This window comes from Caballeronia fortuita, from assembly GCF_001544835.2.
GTDB lineage: Bacteria > Pseudomonadota > Gammaproteobacteria > Burkholderiales > Burkholderiaceae > Caballeronia > Caballeronia fortuita.
Genome location: NZ_FCNX02000017.1, coordinates 123,150 through 138,178, shown reverse-complemented (window position 1 = coordinate 138,178; position 15,029 = coordinate 123,150). Strand labels below are relative to the sequence as shown.

Genomic DNA, 15,029 nt, shown 5'->3' with positions numbered 1-15,029 from the left:
GGTTCCCGCGCTTTCCGATGACCATCTCGCACCTCGACCGGTGCGTTGCCTACATATCGCATAAAACACCATACTACCTTCATCGGCAAGACGGGCGGACAACGGCATGAGCCGCGCCCGCCGCGCGCCGTTTACGGCTCGTTGCGCAAATAACCTTCCTTGCTCGGATCGAGCATGCGCCAGGAAACGATGAGCGAAATCGCGCACATCACCGTGACGTACCAGAAGAACGTCGATTCGCTGCCCGCCGATTTCAGCCACAGCGCCACGTATTCCGCCGAACCGCCGAACACCGCATTGGCGACCGCATACGACAGCCCGACGCCCAGCGCGCGCACTTCCGGCGGGAACATTTCCGCCTTGATGAGACCGCTGATCGACGTGTAGAAGCTCACGATCGCGAGCGCGATCACGACGAGCACGAACGCCATGACCGGGCTCGTCACCGTCGAGAGCGCGTGCAGCAGCGGCACCGTGCAAACAGTCGCCAGCGCGCCGAACCACAGCATCGATGCGCGGCGGCCGATGCGGTCCGACAGCGCGCCGAAAAGCGGCTGCAACAGCATGTAGACGAAGAGCGCGGCGGTCATCACGTTGCTGGCGGTCTTCGCGTGCATACCCGCCGTGTTGACCAGATACTTCTGCATGTAGGTCGTGAACGTGTAGAAGATGAGCGAGCCGCCCGCCGTGAAGCCGACGACCGTCATGAACGCGGCCTTGTGCTGCATCAGGCCGGCGAGCGTGCCCGCTTCCTTGCGGTCGCGCGTCTCGGCGGTCGAGGTTTCATCGAGCGAACGGCGCAGGTACAGCGAAATCAGCGCCGCGCACGCGCCGATGAAAAACGGCACGCGCCAGCCCCACGCCTTCAATTCTTCGGTCGACAGAAACAGTTGCAGGATCACGAGCACGAGCAGCGCGGCGAGCTGGCCGCCGATCAGCGTCACATACTGGAACGACGCGAAAAAGCCGCGCCGGCCGCGCAGCGCGACTTCACTCATGTAGGTCGCGCTGGTGCCGTATTCGCCGCCGACCGACAAACCCTGGAACAGGCGTGCGATCAGCAGCAGGAACGGCGCCCACGCGCCGATCGATGCGTACGTCGGCAGGAACGTAATGACGAGCGAGCCGCCGCACATCATCAGCACGGAGATCATCATCGCGTTGCGGCGGCCGTGCTTGTCGGCGATGCGGCCGAACAGCCAGCCGCCGATCGGGCGCATCAGGAAGCCCGCCGCGAACACGCCCGCCGTGTTGAGCAACTGCACCGTCGGATTGCCGCCGGGGAAGAACGCCGCCGAGAAGTACAGCGCGAGGAACGAATAGATGTAAAAGTCGAACCACTCGACGAGGTTGCCCGATGAAGCGCCGACAATGGCGAACACGCGGCGCCGGGTGTCCTCTGCGGAATAAGCGGGAAGGTCGGTCATGTCGTTTCTAGTCTCTTGTCACTGTCTGGATGGCGTTTGCCGGGGCTCGCGGCTCCGGTCCGAACGCTCTTGGCGGCGTTCGGGCGCAAGTTTATACGCGCTCCGGCTGTACGCGCGCGATCGTGGCGCGCGCAACACGGCCAGGTGGCGTAGGAAACTCCTCTTGGAGCTACACACGTTTCCTATCCGCCGATCACGCGCGCCGCCCGCTTAGGCTTGCGGCAAAAGCCTTCGCCGCGCTTGCGACGGTTTTTTGCGGCGCGTTCGGCATAACCCATCAGAGCACCGGCCGATCGTCATAGGTATTACCCTTATGACAGATTTTGTCGAATAATTATCGATAAAGTCTCGAAACCACGATTTGCATCGACGAGGAAAGCATGAACCTGCATCAACCCTTTACGCTCGACGCCGCGCTGGCGTCGAAATTCGCGCAGGTCGCGCTCGGCCATCTGACGCGTGAATACCCGAACAAGCTCGATCATGTGATGGCGGGCGCCGCGGACGTCGCGAGCCCGCGCGCGCTGCATCCGATTTTCTACGGCAGCTTCGACTGGCATTCGTGCGTACACGGTTACTGGCTGATCGCGCGGCTGCTGGATCGCTTTCCCGATCTGCCCGAGGCGTCGCGCATTCGCGCGGTCATCGACGAGCATTTCACCGCCGCCAACGTTGCTGCCGAGGTCGCGTATCTGGAGCGCCCCGCCGCGCGCGGCTTCGAGCGGCCTTACGGCTGGGCGTGGCTGCTCGCGCTCGCCGGCCAACTCCATTCGATGCGCGCCGGTGACGGCGCGCGCTGGGCCCGCACGCTCCAGCCGCTCGCCGACGCCTTCGTCGCGCGGTTCGAGGAATTCCTGCCGAAGTCGACGTATCCGCTTCGCGTCGGCACGCACTTCAACATGGCGTTCGCGCTGAGCCTCGCGATGGGTTACGCGCGCGTCGCACGAAACGCCGGTTTCGAGCGTTTGCTGCGCGACACCGCCTTGCGCTGGTTCGAACACGACGAGGCTTGCCAGGCTTGGGAGCCGGCGGGCGATGAGTTCCTGTCGCCGTCGTTGATGGAGGCCGTGCTGATGCGCCATGTGCTGCCGGACGAACGTTTCGTCGGCTGGTTCGACCGGTTCCTGCCGCGCATCGCCGCGCGCGAGCCCGCGACGCTCTTCACGCCCGCCACCGTCACCGACCGCAGCGACGGCAAGCTCGCGCATCTCGACGGCCTGAACCTTTCGCGCGCATGGTGCCAGCGGACGATCGCGCGGGCGCTGCCAGCGGGCGACGCGCGCATCGCCGTGCTCGATGCCGCCGCGCAGGCACATCTGGCGTCTGGCATTGCGCATGTCGCGGGCGATTACATGGGCGAGCACTGGCTCGCGACGTTCGCGCTGCTCGCGCTGGAGGCGTGAGGGCCGCTACGCGCGCGGCTGAAACGCGATCACGCCCATGCCGATGAGCGCGATCGCCGCGCCCGCGACGTCCCACGCCGTCGGCCGGATGCGGTCGACGGCCCACAGCCACGCAATCGCCACGCCGATATACACGCCGCCGTAAGCCGCGTAGACGCGCCCGGCGGCCGTCGCGTGCAGCGTGAGGAGCCATGCGAACAGCGCGAGCGAGAGCGCGCCGGGCACGACGAGCCACGGCGAGCCGCCCTCTTTCAGCCATCGATAGGGAAAGTAGCAGCCGGCGATTTCCGCGAAGGCCGTGACGACGTAGAGCGCGAACGTTTTCATGACGCGCATTATCGACGGTCGGGCGAGGTTGCGTGATGCGCGCGCGCTCCGGACAATGACGCCCTTCCCACGAGAAAAACGCCGGACACTTTGCAGACTACCCGACAGAACGAATCGGCCGAAGACGCCGCGTTGCCCGTCCACTGGCACAAGCGCGTGCTGATGCTCGCGTTTCCGATCGTCCTCGCGAACCTGACGCAGCCGATTCTCGGCGCCGTCGATACGGCTGTCGCCGGCCATCTCGATGGTCCGCAATATCTCGGCGGCGTCGCGCTCGGCGGGCTCGTCTTCAGCTTCGTGTTCTGGGGCTTCGGCTTTTTGCGCATGGGAACGACGGGCCTCGTCGCGCAGTCGTTCGGCGCCCGCGACGACGACGCACTGCGCGCCAGCGTGTTGCGCGCGCTGCTGCTCGGACTCGCGATCGGCGCGGCGGTGCTCGCGCTGCAAGTGCCGATCGTCCGTTACGCGCTCGTTGCGCTGGGCGGCAGCGCCGCCGTTCGGGACACCGCGAGCGCGTATTGCCACGCGCGTATCTGGGCCGCGCCGTTCGCGCTCGGCAATTACGTCGTGCTCGGCTATCTGCTCGGCTGCCAGCGCGTGCGGCTTGCGCTTCTCACGCAGGTTTTCATCAACGTGGTGAACATCGTCGCGGTGCTGCTGTTCGTGTATCGCTTCGATTGGGGCATCGCGGGCATCGGCGCGGCGACGGCGTTCGCGGACTTCTGCGGCTTCGCGCTCGGTCTCGCGCTGCTCTGGCATCTGCGTCCGCGCGGCCTCGCTCCGCTCGCGTGGAGCGTGCTGTTCGATACGCGCGCGCTCGGGTGGCTCGTCGCGATCAACCGCGACATCTTCATTCGCACGATCTGCCTGCTCGGCTCGTATGCGTGGTTCGCGCATCTCGGCGCACGTCAGGGCGATGCGATTCTCGCCGCCAATGCCGTCCTGCTGAACTTCCAGACCTTCATGGCCTTCGGGCTCGATGGCTTCGCGCACGCGGCCGAAGCGCTCGTCGGCGCGGCGGCGGGCGCGCGCGACCGTCACGCGTTCCGGCAGGCGGTGAAGGTGACGATGCTCTGGTCGGCGATCGGCGCCGCGGGCTTTTCCATCGTCTTCTGGATCGGCGGCGAATGGATCATCGGCAGGTTGACGGATCAGGCCGTCGTGCGCGCGGCGGCGGTGCGTTATCTGCCGTGGGCGTCGGTTCTGCCGCTCGCGTCCGTCGCGGGCTTTCTGCTCGACGGCGTGTTCATCGGCGCGACGCGCACGCACGAACTCATGAAGGCGATGGCCGTGTCGATCGTCGTGTTCGTTGTGGCCGCGTGGGCGCTGGCGGGATCGCTCGGCAATCACGGACTGTGGCTCGCGCTCGCGATCTTCATGGTCGCGCGCGGGATCACGCTGGCGGTTCAGTTGCCGGAGATCGAGCGGGCCTCGTGCGCGCCCGGGCGTGGCTGATTACGGCGCGTTGGGCCGCAATGCGGCGAGGCCATCGAGCAGCGCCTTATGAAACGCCGCCGGATCCTGCATCTGCGGCGCGTGCCCCAGTTCCGGAAACTCGACGAGCTTCGCCCCTTCGATGCGCTCCTTCGCCAGTTTCGCGAGATCGGGATATCGGCCGAGCGTCGGGCGAATTTCAGGCGGTGCGAAATCCTTGCCGATCGCGGTCGTGTCCTTGTCGCCGATGAGCAAGAGCGTCGGGGTTTTCAACTGGTCGAAATCGTAGACGACGGGCTGCGTGTAGATCATGTCGTACAACAACGCCGAATTCCACGCGACGATATCCTTGCCCGGCCCGCGATACATCCCCGCGAGCATCTGCACCCACGGCTCGTAATCGGCGCGCCACTGTCCCGCGTAGTACGTGCTCGTCTCATACCGGCGAATGCCGTCGGCGCTCGTCTTCAATTCGCGTGCATACCAGTCGTCGACGGAAATCGACGGCACGCCCTTCGCCTTCCAGTCCTCTAGTCCAATCGGATTGACGAGCACGAGCTGCTCCGTCTCGCGCGGATACATGAGCGCATAGCGCACGGCGAGCATGCCGCCCGTCGAATGCGCGATGAGCGTCGCCCTCGATACGCCGAGCGCCGCCAGCAGCGCGTGCGTGTTGCGAGCAAGCTGCTGGAAGCTGTATTGATATCGCGCGGGTTTGGTCGACTTGCAAAAGCCGATCTGATCCGGCGCGATCACGCGATAACCCGCGTTCGTCAACGTATCGATGGTCTGCTTCCACGTGGCCGAACAGAAGTTCTTGCCGTGCAGCAGCACCGCGGTGCGGCCGTTCGGATGCGGCGGATGCACGTCCATGTACGCCATGCGCACCACTTGACGTTGCGACGTCAGCGCGAAATTCGCGACCGGATACGGATAATCGAAGCCCTGCAACTCGGGACCGTAGGCGGGACCCTCGTTGCCCGGCGCTTGTGCAGTGTCTTGAGCATTCGCATGGAACGCGAAGGACATTGCGAGCGACAACACGAGCGATCTTACGGCGGACGGCTTGCTGCGCAGTGGATTCATTTTTTGATATCGGGATGACGTCGGCCGACGCATTCTAGCGCGGCTGAATTTCACACGCGGCCATACCTTCGCCCGCGCCGCGCGCCGCCCTCAGCGCTTATACTTTGCGCCCCGATCGTCGTCAGGATCTTCACAAGCATGCAACTCCGCATCAAGGCTTTCGCCGCCGCGCTCTTCGCTTTCGCGAGCATCGGCGCATTCGCGAACGACTGCCCGCAGTTCAGCCCGAACGGCCGCGCGCCGGTCGTCGTCAATTCGAAGATGCGCGCGGCCACGCAGGAAGTCTGTTACACCGACTTTGCGCTGCTGCACTCCGGCATCACCAAAGGGCCGCTGTGGTCGGCGGAACATCTGACCGCGAATAGCGTCGATGAAGCGAAGAACAACACGCGCACGAACCGGTTCTTCGTCGACAAGCGTCTTCCGCCCGGCGACAGCGCGCAGCTCTCCGATTACAAAAGGAGCGGCTACGATCGCGGCCACATGAGTCCCGCGGGCGATCGCGCGAGCAAGAAAGGCATGGCGGAATCGTTCTCGCTGGCGAACATCGTGCCGCAGGATCCGTCGAACAACCGGCGCATCTGGTCGCGTATCGAGGAAGCGGTGCGCCGGCTGACGGAGGACTCGGGCGAAGCGTATGTCGTCACCGGCCCGCTCTTCTCGGGACGCCAGTTGCAGACGATCGGCGAATCGCGCGTGTTCGTGCCGACGCAACTATATAAAGTAGTCTATTTGCCGCAGCGGCAGATCGCGTTCGCGGTGGTAATCGAAAATACGCCGACGAACGCGTACACGATGAAAACCGTGCGCGAACTGGAAGCGATGAGCGGTCTCGCGTTTCCGGGCATCCCAGACGGCCTGAAGGACAAGCGAATTGGAGGATTGCGCGGTGTTTAAGCCATTTGCAAACGATACGGACGTGATGAACATCGCCGGCGACGCGATCAACATCGAGAACGGCACGAAGCGCCTGACGATCAGCGGCGACCTGACGATCTCGCGCGACAAATCCGGTCTCGCGAATGCGCTGGCGTTGCAGAAAGCGATCGGCGCGATCGTCGAAGCGCTGCAAAGCGATGCGTCGCTGCCTGCGAAGCTGCCCGACGAACCGGCCGCGCCGTCCGGCACCGCCGACAATCCGTTCATCTGAAACGGCCGTCGCGCGGAGCGTCGAAGTGATCGAATGTCATGTCGGCCCGAGCCCGCTCGGACGCATTCTGTATCGCGCCGAGAACGACTGTCTGACAGGCATCTTCTTCGTCGGGCAGAAGCATTGTCCCGCTGGCGCGCCGGAATCCGGTTTGTCCGACACGGCGCCCAGAGCCCGCGTGATTGCGCACGCGCGTGAGCAGATCGACGAATATTTCGCCGGAGCGCGCACGGAGTTTTCGATCGCGCTGCAACTTCAGGGCACCGTGTTTCAGCGGCAAGTCTGGGATGCGCTGCGGCAGATTCCGTTCGGCGACGCCTGGACTTACGGCGATCTCGCGCGCCGTCTCGGCTTGCCGGCGGGAGCGGCGCGGGCGGTCGGCGGCGCGAACGGGCGCAATCCCGTTTCGATCATCGTGCCGTGTCATCGCGTGATCGGCATCGACGGCGCACTGACCGGTTATGCCGGCGGCGTCGACCGCAAGCGGCATTTGCTCACGCTGGAAGGCGGACCGGGACGCGAACAACTTGCGCTTTTCTGATTGTTGCGCGGCGGCACAAAACAAAAAAAACCCGCGAGCCGGTTAGCTCGCGGGTTCTCTTATCGACCTCTGATGTGACGTCTTACGGCGTGAGCGTGACTTCGACGCGACGATTTTCCGCGCGGCCGACGGTCGTTGCATTCGTCGCGACCGGGTTCGACTTGCCGAAGCCCTTCACCGAGTAATTGTCAGCGTTCAGACCATGGCTGCGCAGATAGTCGACCACGGCGGCAGCGCGGCGCTGCGACAGACCGACGTTATAGGCGCTCGGGCCTGTCGAGTCCGTGTAACCCTCGACCGTGACCGATCCGAACCTTACACCGCCCGCATCAGCGACGAGTTTGTCGAGCGTAGCTTTGGCCTTGGGCTTCAGATCTGCACTGTCGAAGTCGAAATTGGTCTTCTCATCCAGCACGACCTTGCGCGGAGCAGCCGGCACGACCACCGGAGCCGGTTGCGGCTCAGCCACCGGTGCAGCAGGCGCTGCGGGAGCCGGCTGGACAGGCGCCGCGCAGTTGAAGATCACATTGCGCGGATCCTTCGCGGCATTCGTGCCGGCGATCGTCTGCAACACGTTCACCGGCTGATTGCCGCATATTTTCTGGGCTGCGGTCATACAGGCGCTGCCGTTTTCGAACAGGCCATAGCGCTCAGCGCGGAAGGCCTTCTGACCGTTCGACGTCGTGATTTCGCTGATATTGAAAGCCGGTCCCGAAACGGACGAGCAGCCCGCGAGTACGGCAGCGGAGATGAGACTAACGGCGAGGGTTTTCGTAAGCATCTTGGAGTTCATGCGTTTCAAATTCAGGCGGGAGCCGCTGAGCGCGCACCTCAGTTCAGAGACCATTCCTGGGGGCGGAAGGCAGATTCATGAATCGATCTCGAAGCGTCTACGCAGTCGATGAGCGATCCAGAAGCTGCCGGATTGTAGCGCCATGATTTGCAGGCTTTAAGCGGACAACTCCCAAATTGATGACGTGCGTAGGTTCGTCTCGAAAGCGCTATCTGGTCGCGGCGGGAAGATCGCTGTCGGACTGCTTTTGCAGTTCCTGCACACGAATCTGCAGTGCCCGAAGCTGCGCCTGCGCGGCGGCCTGCTCGGTGCGCAGTTCACGGATCGCGTTCTGCTGCTCCAGTTGGTAGCTCGTCACTTGGGTCTGCTGCGCACGGGCAATATCGAGGTCCGCTTGCAGCCGGCTTGCGCGATCCTGCTGGGCGGCGATCTGCCGATCGGCATATGCCTTTTCCGCTTCCAGCTTGATGCGCCTGATTTCCGCGTCGGCGAGCGTGCTGGATGTCTTGGCGAAATCCGAATAGATCGCTTCGGCGCGCGCGTCGTTTTGCGATTTGAATACGCGCCAGATCGTCCGTTGCTGAAACAACGCGGCGTAGTAAGTCATCTGACCGGGATAATACGAAAGACTCGCGCCGAAAGTGCCATTGAAAGTCTTACGCAGCGCCGTTAATTGATTGCCCGAACTCAGATTCTCGAATTCCGCGACATCGCCATTTTTCGCGGATACTTCGGCATTATTCGATAACGGATCCTCGCCCCGCGCCAATGGCGCCGACAGGCCGGCGGCAATTACCACGATTTGCGCAACCACGAGACGCTTCATTGCGATTTTCCCGTAACGACAAAACATGTCGCCCGGAAAACATTATGGCGCGCTATAGCTTCCGATTCCAGCCGAACACCGCAATGAACGCGCGCGTCTTCAGATAGCCGACTGGCGCTTGAAACGATCTTGCGGCACGCGGAAATCGCTCGCATCCTGAATCGGCGCGATCGGCTTCAGAATGCGCGAATCGGACGGTTCGACGGGCATGCGCGAGAAGATGCCGCGATCGCCCTGATAAACGAACGGCGCAGCCGACAAGATACGAGCGTCGGGCACGTTCTCGACGGCGTGAACCGGCGTGGCGGCCGCGGCAAAGACTGCAAAAAGACTGGCGGCGAGCGCAAAGACGCCCGGAATCGAGTGCGAACGGTGCATGGCAAATAGAAGGCAATGAGGGCGCACGAGCGCCGGAAGGAGCAACCGGAGAAAACACGGCGTCCGTGTACGACATGGAGCGCTATTTCACCAGCCGCCGCGCCGTCTGCCCATGAGAGAGTTCTCAAAGAATTCCTGTCGGCGGGCAGTCTCTCTCATCTGCCAAGCAGATTGGGCGTGAAAAATGCGTACAAAAGGCGTTCGCAGAAGCACGCGATGCACGGAGCGACAAAGATAGGCACAAGAAGGCGCGAGAATCCGCTGCGCAAGGGCGACCGTCATGGCAGCCGCCACAGCTTGCCGAGAGTCAGCCATAATGCGCCTTCTCAAAAAGGCCGCTACGCCGAGTAAAAAACGCACATCCATGAGCCACGACGACAAGCACTCTTCCGACCAACCCTGGCCGCAAGCCGCCGGCGACGGCAACGTGACGACCGGCGTCACGGGCCTGGACGAAATACTGGGCGGTGGCCTTGTCGAGGGCGGTCTGTATCTGATCGAAGGGATGGCGGGCGCGGGCAAGACGATTCTTTCGTCGCAGGTCGGTTTTCATCGTGTCGCGCAGGGCGACACGGTCCTGTACATCACGTTGATCGCCGAATCGCATACGAAACTGTTGTCGCATCTGCGCGCACTGTCGTTCTACAACGCCGACGCCATCTCCGACCGCATGCTGTTCGTCTCCGGCTACCATGAGCTGATGCGCGACGGGCTGTCCGGTTTTCTTGCGCTGATCGCATCGACCATCAAGACGAGCCGGCCGCGCTTCATGGTCATCGACGGCTTTCGCAGCGCGCGCGAATTCAGTTCGACGGAACTCGAGCTCTCGCAGTTCATCCACGAGCTTTCGGCCTTCGTGAGCGCCGCGCGCTGCACGACGCTGATCCTCGCGCCGCTTTCAGGCAACGAGCCGCATCCGGAGCACACGCTCGTCGACGGACTCATCGAACTGAACCGCTATAACACCGGCATGCGGCGCGCTCGCGAAATCGAGGTCCACAAGCTGCGCGCCCGCGATCATCTGCTCGGCAAGCACTTCTTCAAGATCACCGATAACGGACTCGTGACGTATCCGCGCATCGAGGCGTCGCCGGCGAAGGACGCATGCACGCCGGACTTCACGAACCAGCTAGGCTTCGGCTTTCCCGATTTCGACCAGATGCTCGGCGGCGGCGTCGTGCGCGGCTCGACCACCACGCTCGTCGGGCCGTCGGGCATCGGCAAGACGCTGCTTGGGCTCAAATTTCTGCAGGCGGGCGTCGAACGCGGCGAGCGCTGCGTCTACTTCGGTCTCTACGAATCGCCGGAGCGGCTGCTGGCGAAGGCGCGGTCGGTCGGCATCGATCTCGCGCCGGCCGCGCAGGAGGGACGCCTCGCGATCCACTGGCATCCGGCTGTGGAACTCGCGATCGACGAGCTCGCCGTCGAGCTGCTGAACGCGGTCGGCAACGCGCAGGCGTCGCGGCTCGTGGTCGACGGCATCGACGGATTCTTTCAGTCCGCGAACCGCACCGAGCGCTTCGGCCTTTTTCTCAACGCGCTCACGCACCGCCTGCGCGCCGCCGCCGTGACGACCGTGCTCACCGAGGAAATGCCGCTCTACGGCGAGGTCGTGGCGCCCACGACACTGCGCGCGTCGGCGATGACCGAGAACATCGTGCTGATGCGTTACGTGGAGGCGAACTCGGCGCTGTATCGCATGCTGTCGGTCGTCAAGCAGCGCGAAGGCCCGCACGATTCCGCGATCCGCCGCCTGACGATCGATTCGCGCGGCCTGCATATCAGCGAAGGATTCATCGGCCCGACGGGTCTGCTGTCCGGACATTCGTCGATCGCGCCCGCGCTCCCTGTATCGGACCCCGGCGCGCGCGCATGAAAAAGATCCTCGTCGTCGACGATGAATTCGACATCCTGACCACATGGCGGCTCGTGCTCGAAATGGAGGGCTACGAGGTATCGACGGCGCCGAACGGGCGCAGCGCGCTCGACGCGGCGCGCTCGAACCCGCCCGCGCTCGTCATCACCGACTGGATGATGCCGCACATGGACGGCGTCGAGCTGATTCGGCAAATGGCCGCGAGCGACGGCCTCGCGAGCGTGCCCGTAATCCTGACGAGCGCCGCGGCCAACGCGCCCGCGCTCGAGCATCCGCAAGCGCAGTTCCGGCGCAAGCCGCTTTCGATCGACGATCTGATCGACGCTGTCAGAACGCTCATTGGCCCGGCCTGACGGCATCCGGGCACGCCACGTGCTGTGTTGGTGCGTTCCGGCAATCCGGACTCACGAGAAACCGCTCAACCGAAAGGGAGGCACCATGGTGCAAGATCAAGTGGAAGGCGCGGCACAGAAGGTCGTCGGCAAGGTGCAGGACGCGGTCGGCGCGCTGACGGGCGACGAAGGCACGCAAGCCGAGGGCAAGGTGCGGCAGGCGTATGGCAACTTGCAGCAAAGCTACGGGCAGACCGTCGACAACGTGCGTCTCGCGGTCGCGAGCCAGCCGATTCAGGGCGTGCTGATCGCGGCGGCCGTGGGTTTCGTGCTCGGCGCGTTGTGGAATCGGGATCGTTGATACGTATTTGACATGGCGATGCAGAGCCGGCGCGAGGGTTGCGCCGGCTTTGTCGTTTCATGGTGTCTCCCGAAGGGGGCCGGCGAAGGCCACGGATCGCGCGCTACCGGCGGCGATCGCCGCGCACGCCACGACCAGAGCGCCATGCGGGCCGCCGACCGCCGCTGTGAGCATCAGCCCGCACGCGGCCGTAACGCTCAATAAACCCGCGACCGGCGAAGCCGCGCTGCCGCCCATCGCGAGCGCCAGGTGCGCGCCGATGAGCGCGATCATCGCGACGACCGGCAGGACGGCGAGCGCGCCCGACTGCGCGCCGAGGATGTAAGCCAGCGCCGCGCACGCGCCGGCGCAGGCGAGATGCACGGACTGGACGTCCAAACGCTCGCGGCTCGTGCGTCGCATGAAAAGAATGCCAGCCAGGGCCGCGAGCGCGCCGCCCGCCAGCATCGCGTGCACGCTGCCAGATTGCGGCAGCGCCCACGCGACGAACGCAACCGTGGCAAGCAGCGATTGCGTCGAAGCGCTCGACGCGAAGCGGCCGGACCGGCACCCGACGACTGCCGCGACCACGGCAAGCGCGAGCGCAATGGCGCCCGGCGCGCCACTCGCGCAGCAAACAGCGGCGATGATCAAGCTCATTGCCTGCCATCCGCTCGAGACTCGCATCGCCGAACCCGCCGATAATGCCGCGAGCACGCACAGCGCGCCGGTCAGTCCATCGCCGATCATGCCTCAAGCACATTCGACAACGTGCCGATCCCCATGATCGACACATCCACACGCGCGCCGTCCTTGATCGAGCCGACGCCGATCGACGTGCCGCACGCGATCACATCGCCGGGCACGAGCGTCATGTCCTGCGACAGCCTGCTCACCTGTTCGGCCGGCGAAAAGATCATGTCGTCGAGCGGATAGTTCTGACGCTCGACGCCTTCGAGCGTCGTGACCACGTTCGCCGTGCGCCAGTCGAACCCGGTCGCGATGCACGGTCCCAGGCACGTGAAGGTATCGAAGCCCTTCGAGCGGCACCATTGCGCGAAGTTGGGATCTTCCTGCAGCAGTTCGATGGCCGTCACGTCATTCACACACGTATAGCCGAAGATCGCGCGCTCGGCTTCCTCGACCGACGCCCCGCTCACCGTCTTGCCGATGACGATGCCCAACTCGCCCTCGTACGCGATCTTGCCGTGATAGCTCTTCGGCCGGCGGATCGATTCGGCCGGCCCGATCACCGACATCGGCGGCTTGATGAGAAAGAGCGGATGCTTCGGCGGCGCTTTATCGAGCTTCTGCGACAACGCGTAGTAGTTGTTCCACAGCGCGATGACCTTGCTCGGCTGGCACGGCGCGAGCAGCGTCAGATCGTCGACGGCGAACGATATGTCGGTCGGGCGCGGATTGTCGAACATTGCGCCGTCGTGCTGCACGACGCGGCCCGAATGCTGATCGAGCGTGCCGAAGCCGATGCTGCCGCCCGCATCGCGAAAACGAATCCAGTGTGTCAAGTGTGTCTCCCTTATAAAGGGACGCGGACATACGTGGTCCGCGCCCCTGTCCCCTCCTCCAGAAACTTCAGAGCAGGCCCGCACGGCGCCTGCTTGTACTTCGCGACGCGCAATTTCATCGAGTACGCCCGACGCGGCGTTCGCGTCGGTCCGATGCAGCGGCATGGCCGACGCCGCGTGCGCGTCTCCGTTGATGCGCGTGCACGAGCCTGCGCCGCCTTCTTCCAAAGGCGGACGTCCAAGCGTGTAAGAGCTATCAGATCGCGCCTAGACTCCGGAGCGTGGCGACCTGGTCCGGCGTGTAGCCCAATTCGGCCATGACTTCATCGGTGTGTTCGCCGAGCAGCGGCGAGCGCACGACTTCGGTCGGGCTATCGGACAGCTTGATCGGATTGCCGACCGTCAAATACTTGCCGCGCACCGGATGATCCACTTCGACGACGGTTCCCGTCTTGCGCAGCGACGGCTCTTCGGCGATTTCCTTCATCGAGAGAATCGGGCCGCATGGGATGTCGTGCTTGTTGAGAATCTCCATGACCTGGAACTTGGTCTTCGACATCGTCCAGTGCTCGATTTCATCGAAGATCTGCTTCAGATGTGGCAGGCGCGCGTTCGGCGTCTTGTAGTCCGGATGATCGATCCATTCCTCCTTGCCGATCACCTTGCAGATTTCGGCCCACACCGGCGCCTGCGTGATGAAATAGATGTAGGCGTTCGGATCGGTTTCCCAGCCCTTGCACTTCAGAATCCAGCCCGGCTGACCGCCGCCGGACGCGTTGCCCGCGCGCGGCACCGCTTCGCCAAACGTGCCGTTCGGATACTGTGGATATTCCTTCATGACGCCGGTGCGTTCGAGGCGCTGCTGATCGCGCAGCTTCACGCGGCAGAGATTGAGCACGCCGTCCTGCATCGCGGCGAGCACTTTCTGGCCGCGGCCGCTCGTGTTGCGCTGATAGAGCGCCGTGACGATGCCGAGCGCGAGATGCAGTCCGGTGCCCGAATCGCCGATCTGCGCGCCGGTGACGGTCGGCGGGCCGTCTTCGAAACCGGTCGTGGATGCCGCGCCGCCCGCGCATTGCGCGACGTTCTCGTACACCTTGCAGTCTTCGTACGGTCCCGGCCCGAAGCCCTTCACCGACGCGACGATCATCCGCGGATTCAGCTCCTGGATGCGCTCCCACGTGAAGCCCATGCGATCGAGCGCGCCCGGCGCGAAGTTCTCGACGAGCACGTCGCACTTCTTGACGAGCGTCTCGAGCACCTTCTTGCCTTCCGGATTCTTCGTGTCGATGGTGATCGAGCGCTTGTTATGGTTGAGCATCGTGAAGTAGAGGCTGTCGGCGTCGGGAATGTCGCGCAACTGCTCCCGCGTAATGTCGCCCGAGCCCGCGCGCTCGACCTTGATGACGTCCGCGCCGAACCACGCGAGCAACTGCGTGCACGTCGGTCCGGACTGAACGTGCGTGAAATCGAGGATGCGCACGCCGTCCAGCGCCTTGCCAGAAGTGTTCACCGTCATGGCTTGTCTCCCAATCTATTACGACGTTTATAGGTTCACATTTATATGTACATCGTCTGCGCCATCGTGCC

At 64.0% G+C, this 15,029-nt stretch carries 17 protein-coding genes; 8 read left to right on the top strand and 9 right to left on the bottom strand.

What is annotated here, in order from left to right; translation table 11 throughout:
• Positions 1-131 precede the first annotated feature (131 nt).
• Complete coding sequence (locus AWB77_RS27870; protein WP_061137689.1) at positions 132-1,427, bottom strand: MFS family transporter; 1,296 nt, start codon at positions 1,425-1,427, stop codon at positions 132-134.
• 380 nt (positions 1,428-1,807) lie between these two features.
• Between AWB77_RS27870 and AWB77_RS27865 the strand changes: the two genes are divergently transcribed.
• Positions 1,808-2,830: a DUF2891 domain-containing protein gene (locus AWB77_RS27865; RefSeq protein WP_061137688.1), complete on the top strand. Its 1,023-nt coding sequence runs from the start codon at positions 1,808-1,810 to the stop codon at positions 2,828-2,830.
• A 6-nt stretch (positions 2,831-2,836) separates the two neighbouring features.
• Here the strand turns inward: AWB77_RS27865 and AWB77_RS27860 are convergent, their stop codons facing one another.
• Entirely contained in the window at positions 2,837-3,157 is a 321-nt protein-coding gene (locus tag AWB77_RS27860) for a YnfA family protein (RefSeq protein WP_061137740.1), read from the bottom strand.
• 162 nt (positions 3,158-3,319) lie between these two features.
• On the opposite strand from AWB77_RS27860, the gene AWB77_RS27855 reads away from it, so the two are divergent.
• Positions 3,320-4,612 carry an MATE family efflux transporter gene (locus AWB77_RS27855; protein ID WP_061137739.1) on the top strand — a complete coding sequence of 431 codons (1,293 nt, stop codon included), beginning with the start codon at positions 3,320-3,322 and terminating at the stop codon, positions 4,610-4,612.
• Here AWB77_RS27855 and AWB77_RS27850 read toward each other — a convergent pair whose 3' ends face one another.
• Positions 4,613-5,620 (bottom strand): alpha/beta fold hydrolase, encoded by a 1,008-nt coding sequence (locus AWB77_RS27850; protein WP_244158673.1) that lies wholly within the window; start codon positions 5,618-5,620, stop codon positions 4,613-4,615.
• 195 nt (positions 5,621-5,815) lie between these two features.
• Between AWB77_RS27850 and AWB77_RS27845 the strand changes: the two genes are divergently transcribed.
• The 3 genes from AWB77_RS27845 to AWB77_RS27835 are packed head-to-tail and all read left to right on the top strand — an operon-like array spanning position 5,816 to position 7,368.
• Complete coding sequence (locus AWB77_RS27845) at positions 5,816-6,574, top strand: DNA/RNA non-specific endonuclease (protein ID WP_061137686.1); 759 nt, start codon at positions 5,816-5,818, stop codon at positions 6,572-6,574.
• Positions 6,575-6,599: 25 nt separating this feature from the next.
• Complete coding sequence (locus AWB77_RS27840) at positions 6,600-6,827, top strand: hypothetical protein (protein WP_061137685.1); 228 nt, start codon at positions 6,600-6,602, stop codon at positions 6,825-6,827.
• A 25-nt stretch (positions 6,828-6,852) separates the two neighbouring features.
• Entirely contained in the window at positions 6,853-7,368 is a 516-nt protein-coding gene (locus AWB77_RS27835) for a methylated-DNA--[protein]-cysteine S-methyltransferase (protein WP_061137684.1), read from the top strand.
• An 82-nt stretch (positions 7,369-7,450) separates the two neighbouring features.
• Here AWB77_RS27835 and AWB77_RS27830 read toward each other — a convergent pair whose 3' ends face one another.
• From AWB77_RS27830 to AWB77_RS27820, 3 genes are all read right to left on the bottom strand, one after another.
• A complete protein-coding gene (locus AWB77_RS27830; RefSeq protein ID WP_061137683.1) occupies positions 7,451-8,215 on the bottom strand; it encodes an OmpA family protein in 765 nt (254 codons plus the stop codon).
• 154 nt (positions 8,216-8,369) lie between these two features.
• The gene (locus AWB77_RS27825; RefSeq protein WP_061137682.1) at positions 8,370-8,987 is read right to left on the bottom strand and encodes a DUF2968 domain-containing protein; all 618 of its coding nucleotides are present in this window, start codon (positions 8,985-8,987) and stop codon (positions 8,370-8,372) included.
• Positions 8,988-9,086: 99 nt separating this feature from the next.
• A complete protein-coding gene (locus AWB77_RS27820) occupies positions 9,087-9,365 on the bottom strand; it encodes a hypothetical protein (RefSeq protein ID WP_061137681.1) in 279 nt (92 codons plus the stop codon).
• 364 nt (positions 9,366-9,729) lie between these two features.
• Here AWB77_RS27820 and AWB77_RS27815 point away from each other — a divergent pair, with 364 nt between their 5' ends.
• The 3 genes from AWB77_RS27815 to AWB77_RS27805 all read left to right on the top strand — a co-directional run bounded on the left by AWB77_RS27815 (position 9,730) and on the right by AWB77_RS27805 (position 11,934).
• Positions 9,730-11,241, top strand: a complete 1,512-nt coding sequence (locus AWB77_RS27815) for an ATPase domain-containing protein (RefSeq protein ID WP_061137680.1) — start codon at positions 9,730-9,732, stop codon at positions 11,239-11,241.
• A complete protein-coding gene (locus AWB77_RS27810) occupies positions 11,238-11,594 on the top strand; it encodes a response regulator (RefSeq protein ID WP_061137679.1) in 357 nt (118 codons plus the stop codon). Before AWB77_RS27815 ends, AWB77_RS27810 begins: the two co-directional genes overlap by 4 nt.
• 85 nt (positions 11,595-11,679) lie before the next feature.
• On the top strand, positions 11,680-11,934 hold the full coding sequence (locus tag AWB77_RS27805; protein ID WP_008353889.1) for a CsbD family protein: 255 nt from the start codon (positions 11,680-11,682) through the stop codon (positions 11,932-11,934).
• A 57-nt stretch (positions 11,935-11,991) separates the two neighbouring features.
• Here the strand turns inward: AWB77_RS27805 and AWB77_RS27800 are convergent, their stop codons facing one another.
• The 3 genes from AWB77_RS27800 to frc all read right to left on the bottom strand — a co-directional run bounded on the left by AWB77_RS27800 (position 11,992) and on the right by frc (position 14,958).
• Positions 11,992-12,573, bottom strand: coding sequence for a hypothetical protein (locus tag AWB77_RS27800; protein ID WP_244158671.1), 582 nt, complete (start codon positions 12,571-12,573; stop codon positions 11,992-11,994).
• Positions 12,574-12,659: 86 nt separating this feature from the next.
• Entirely contained in the window at positions 12,660-13,439 is a 780-nt protein-coding gene (locus tag AWB77_RS27795) for a fumarylacetoacetate hydrolase family protein (protein ID WP_061137677.1), read from the bottom strand.
• A gap of 256 nt (positions 13,440-13,695) precedes the next feature.
• Positions 13,696-14,958 carry a formyl-CoA transferase gene (gene frc, locus AWB77_RS27790; protein ID WP_061137676.1) on the bottom strand — a complete coding sequence of 421 codons (1,263 nt, stop codon included), beginning with the start codon at positions 14,956-14,958 and terminating at the stop codon, positions 13,696-13,698.
• Between the last annotated feature and the right edge of the window lie 71 nt (positions 14,959-15,029).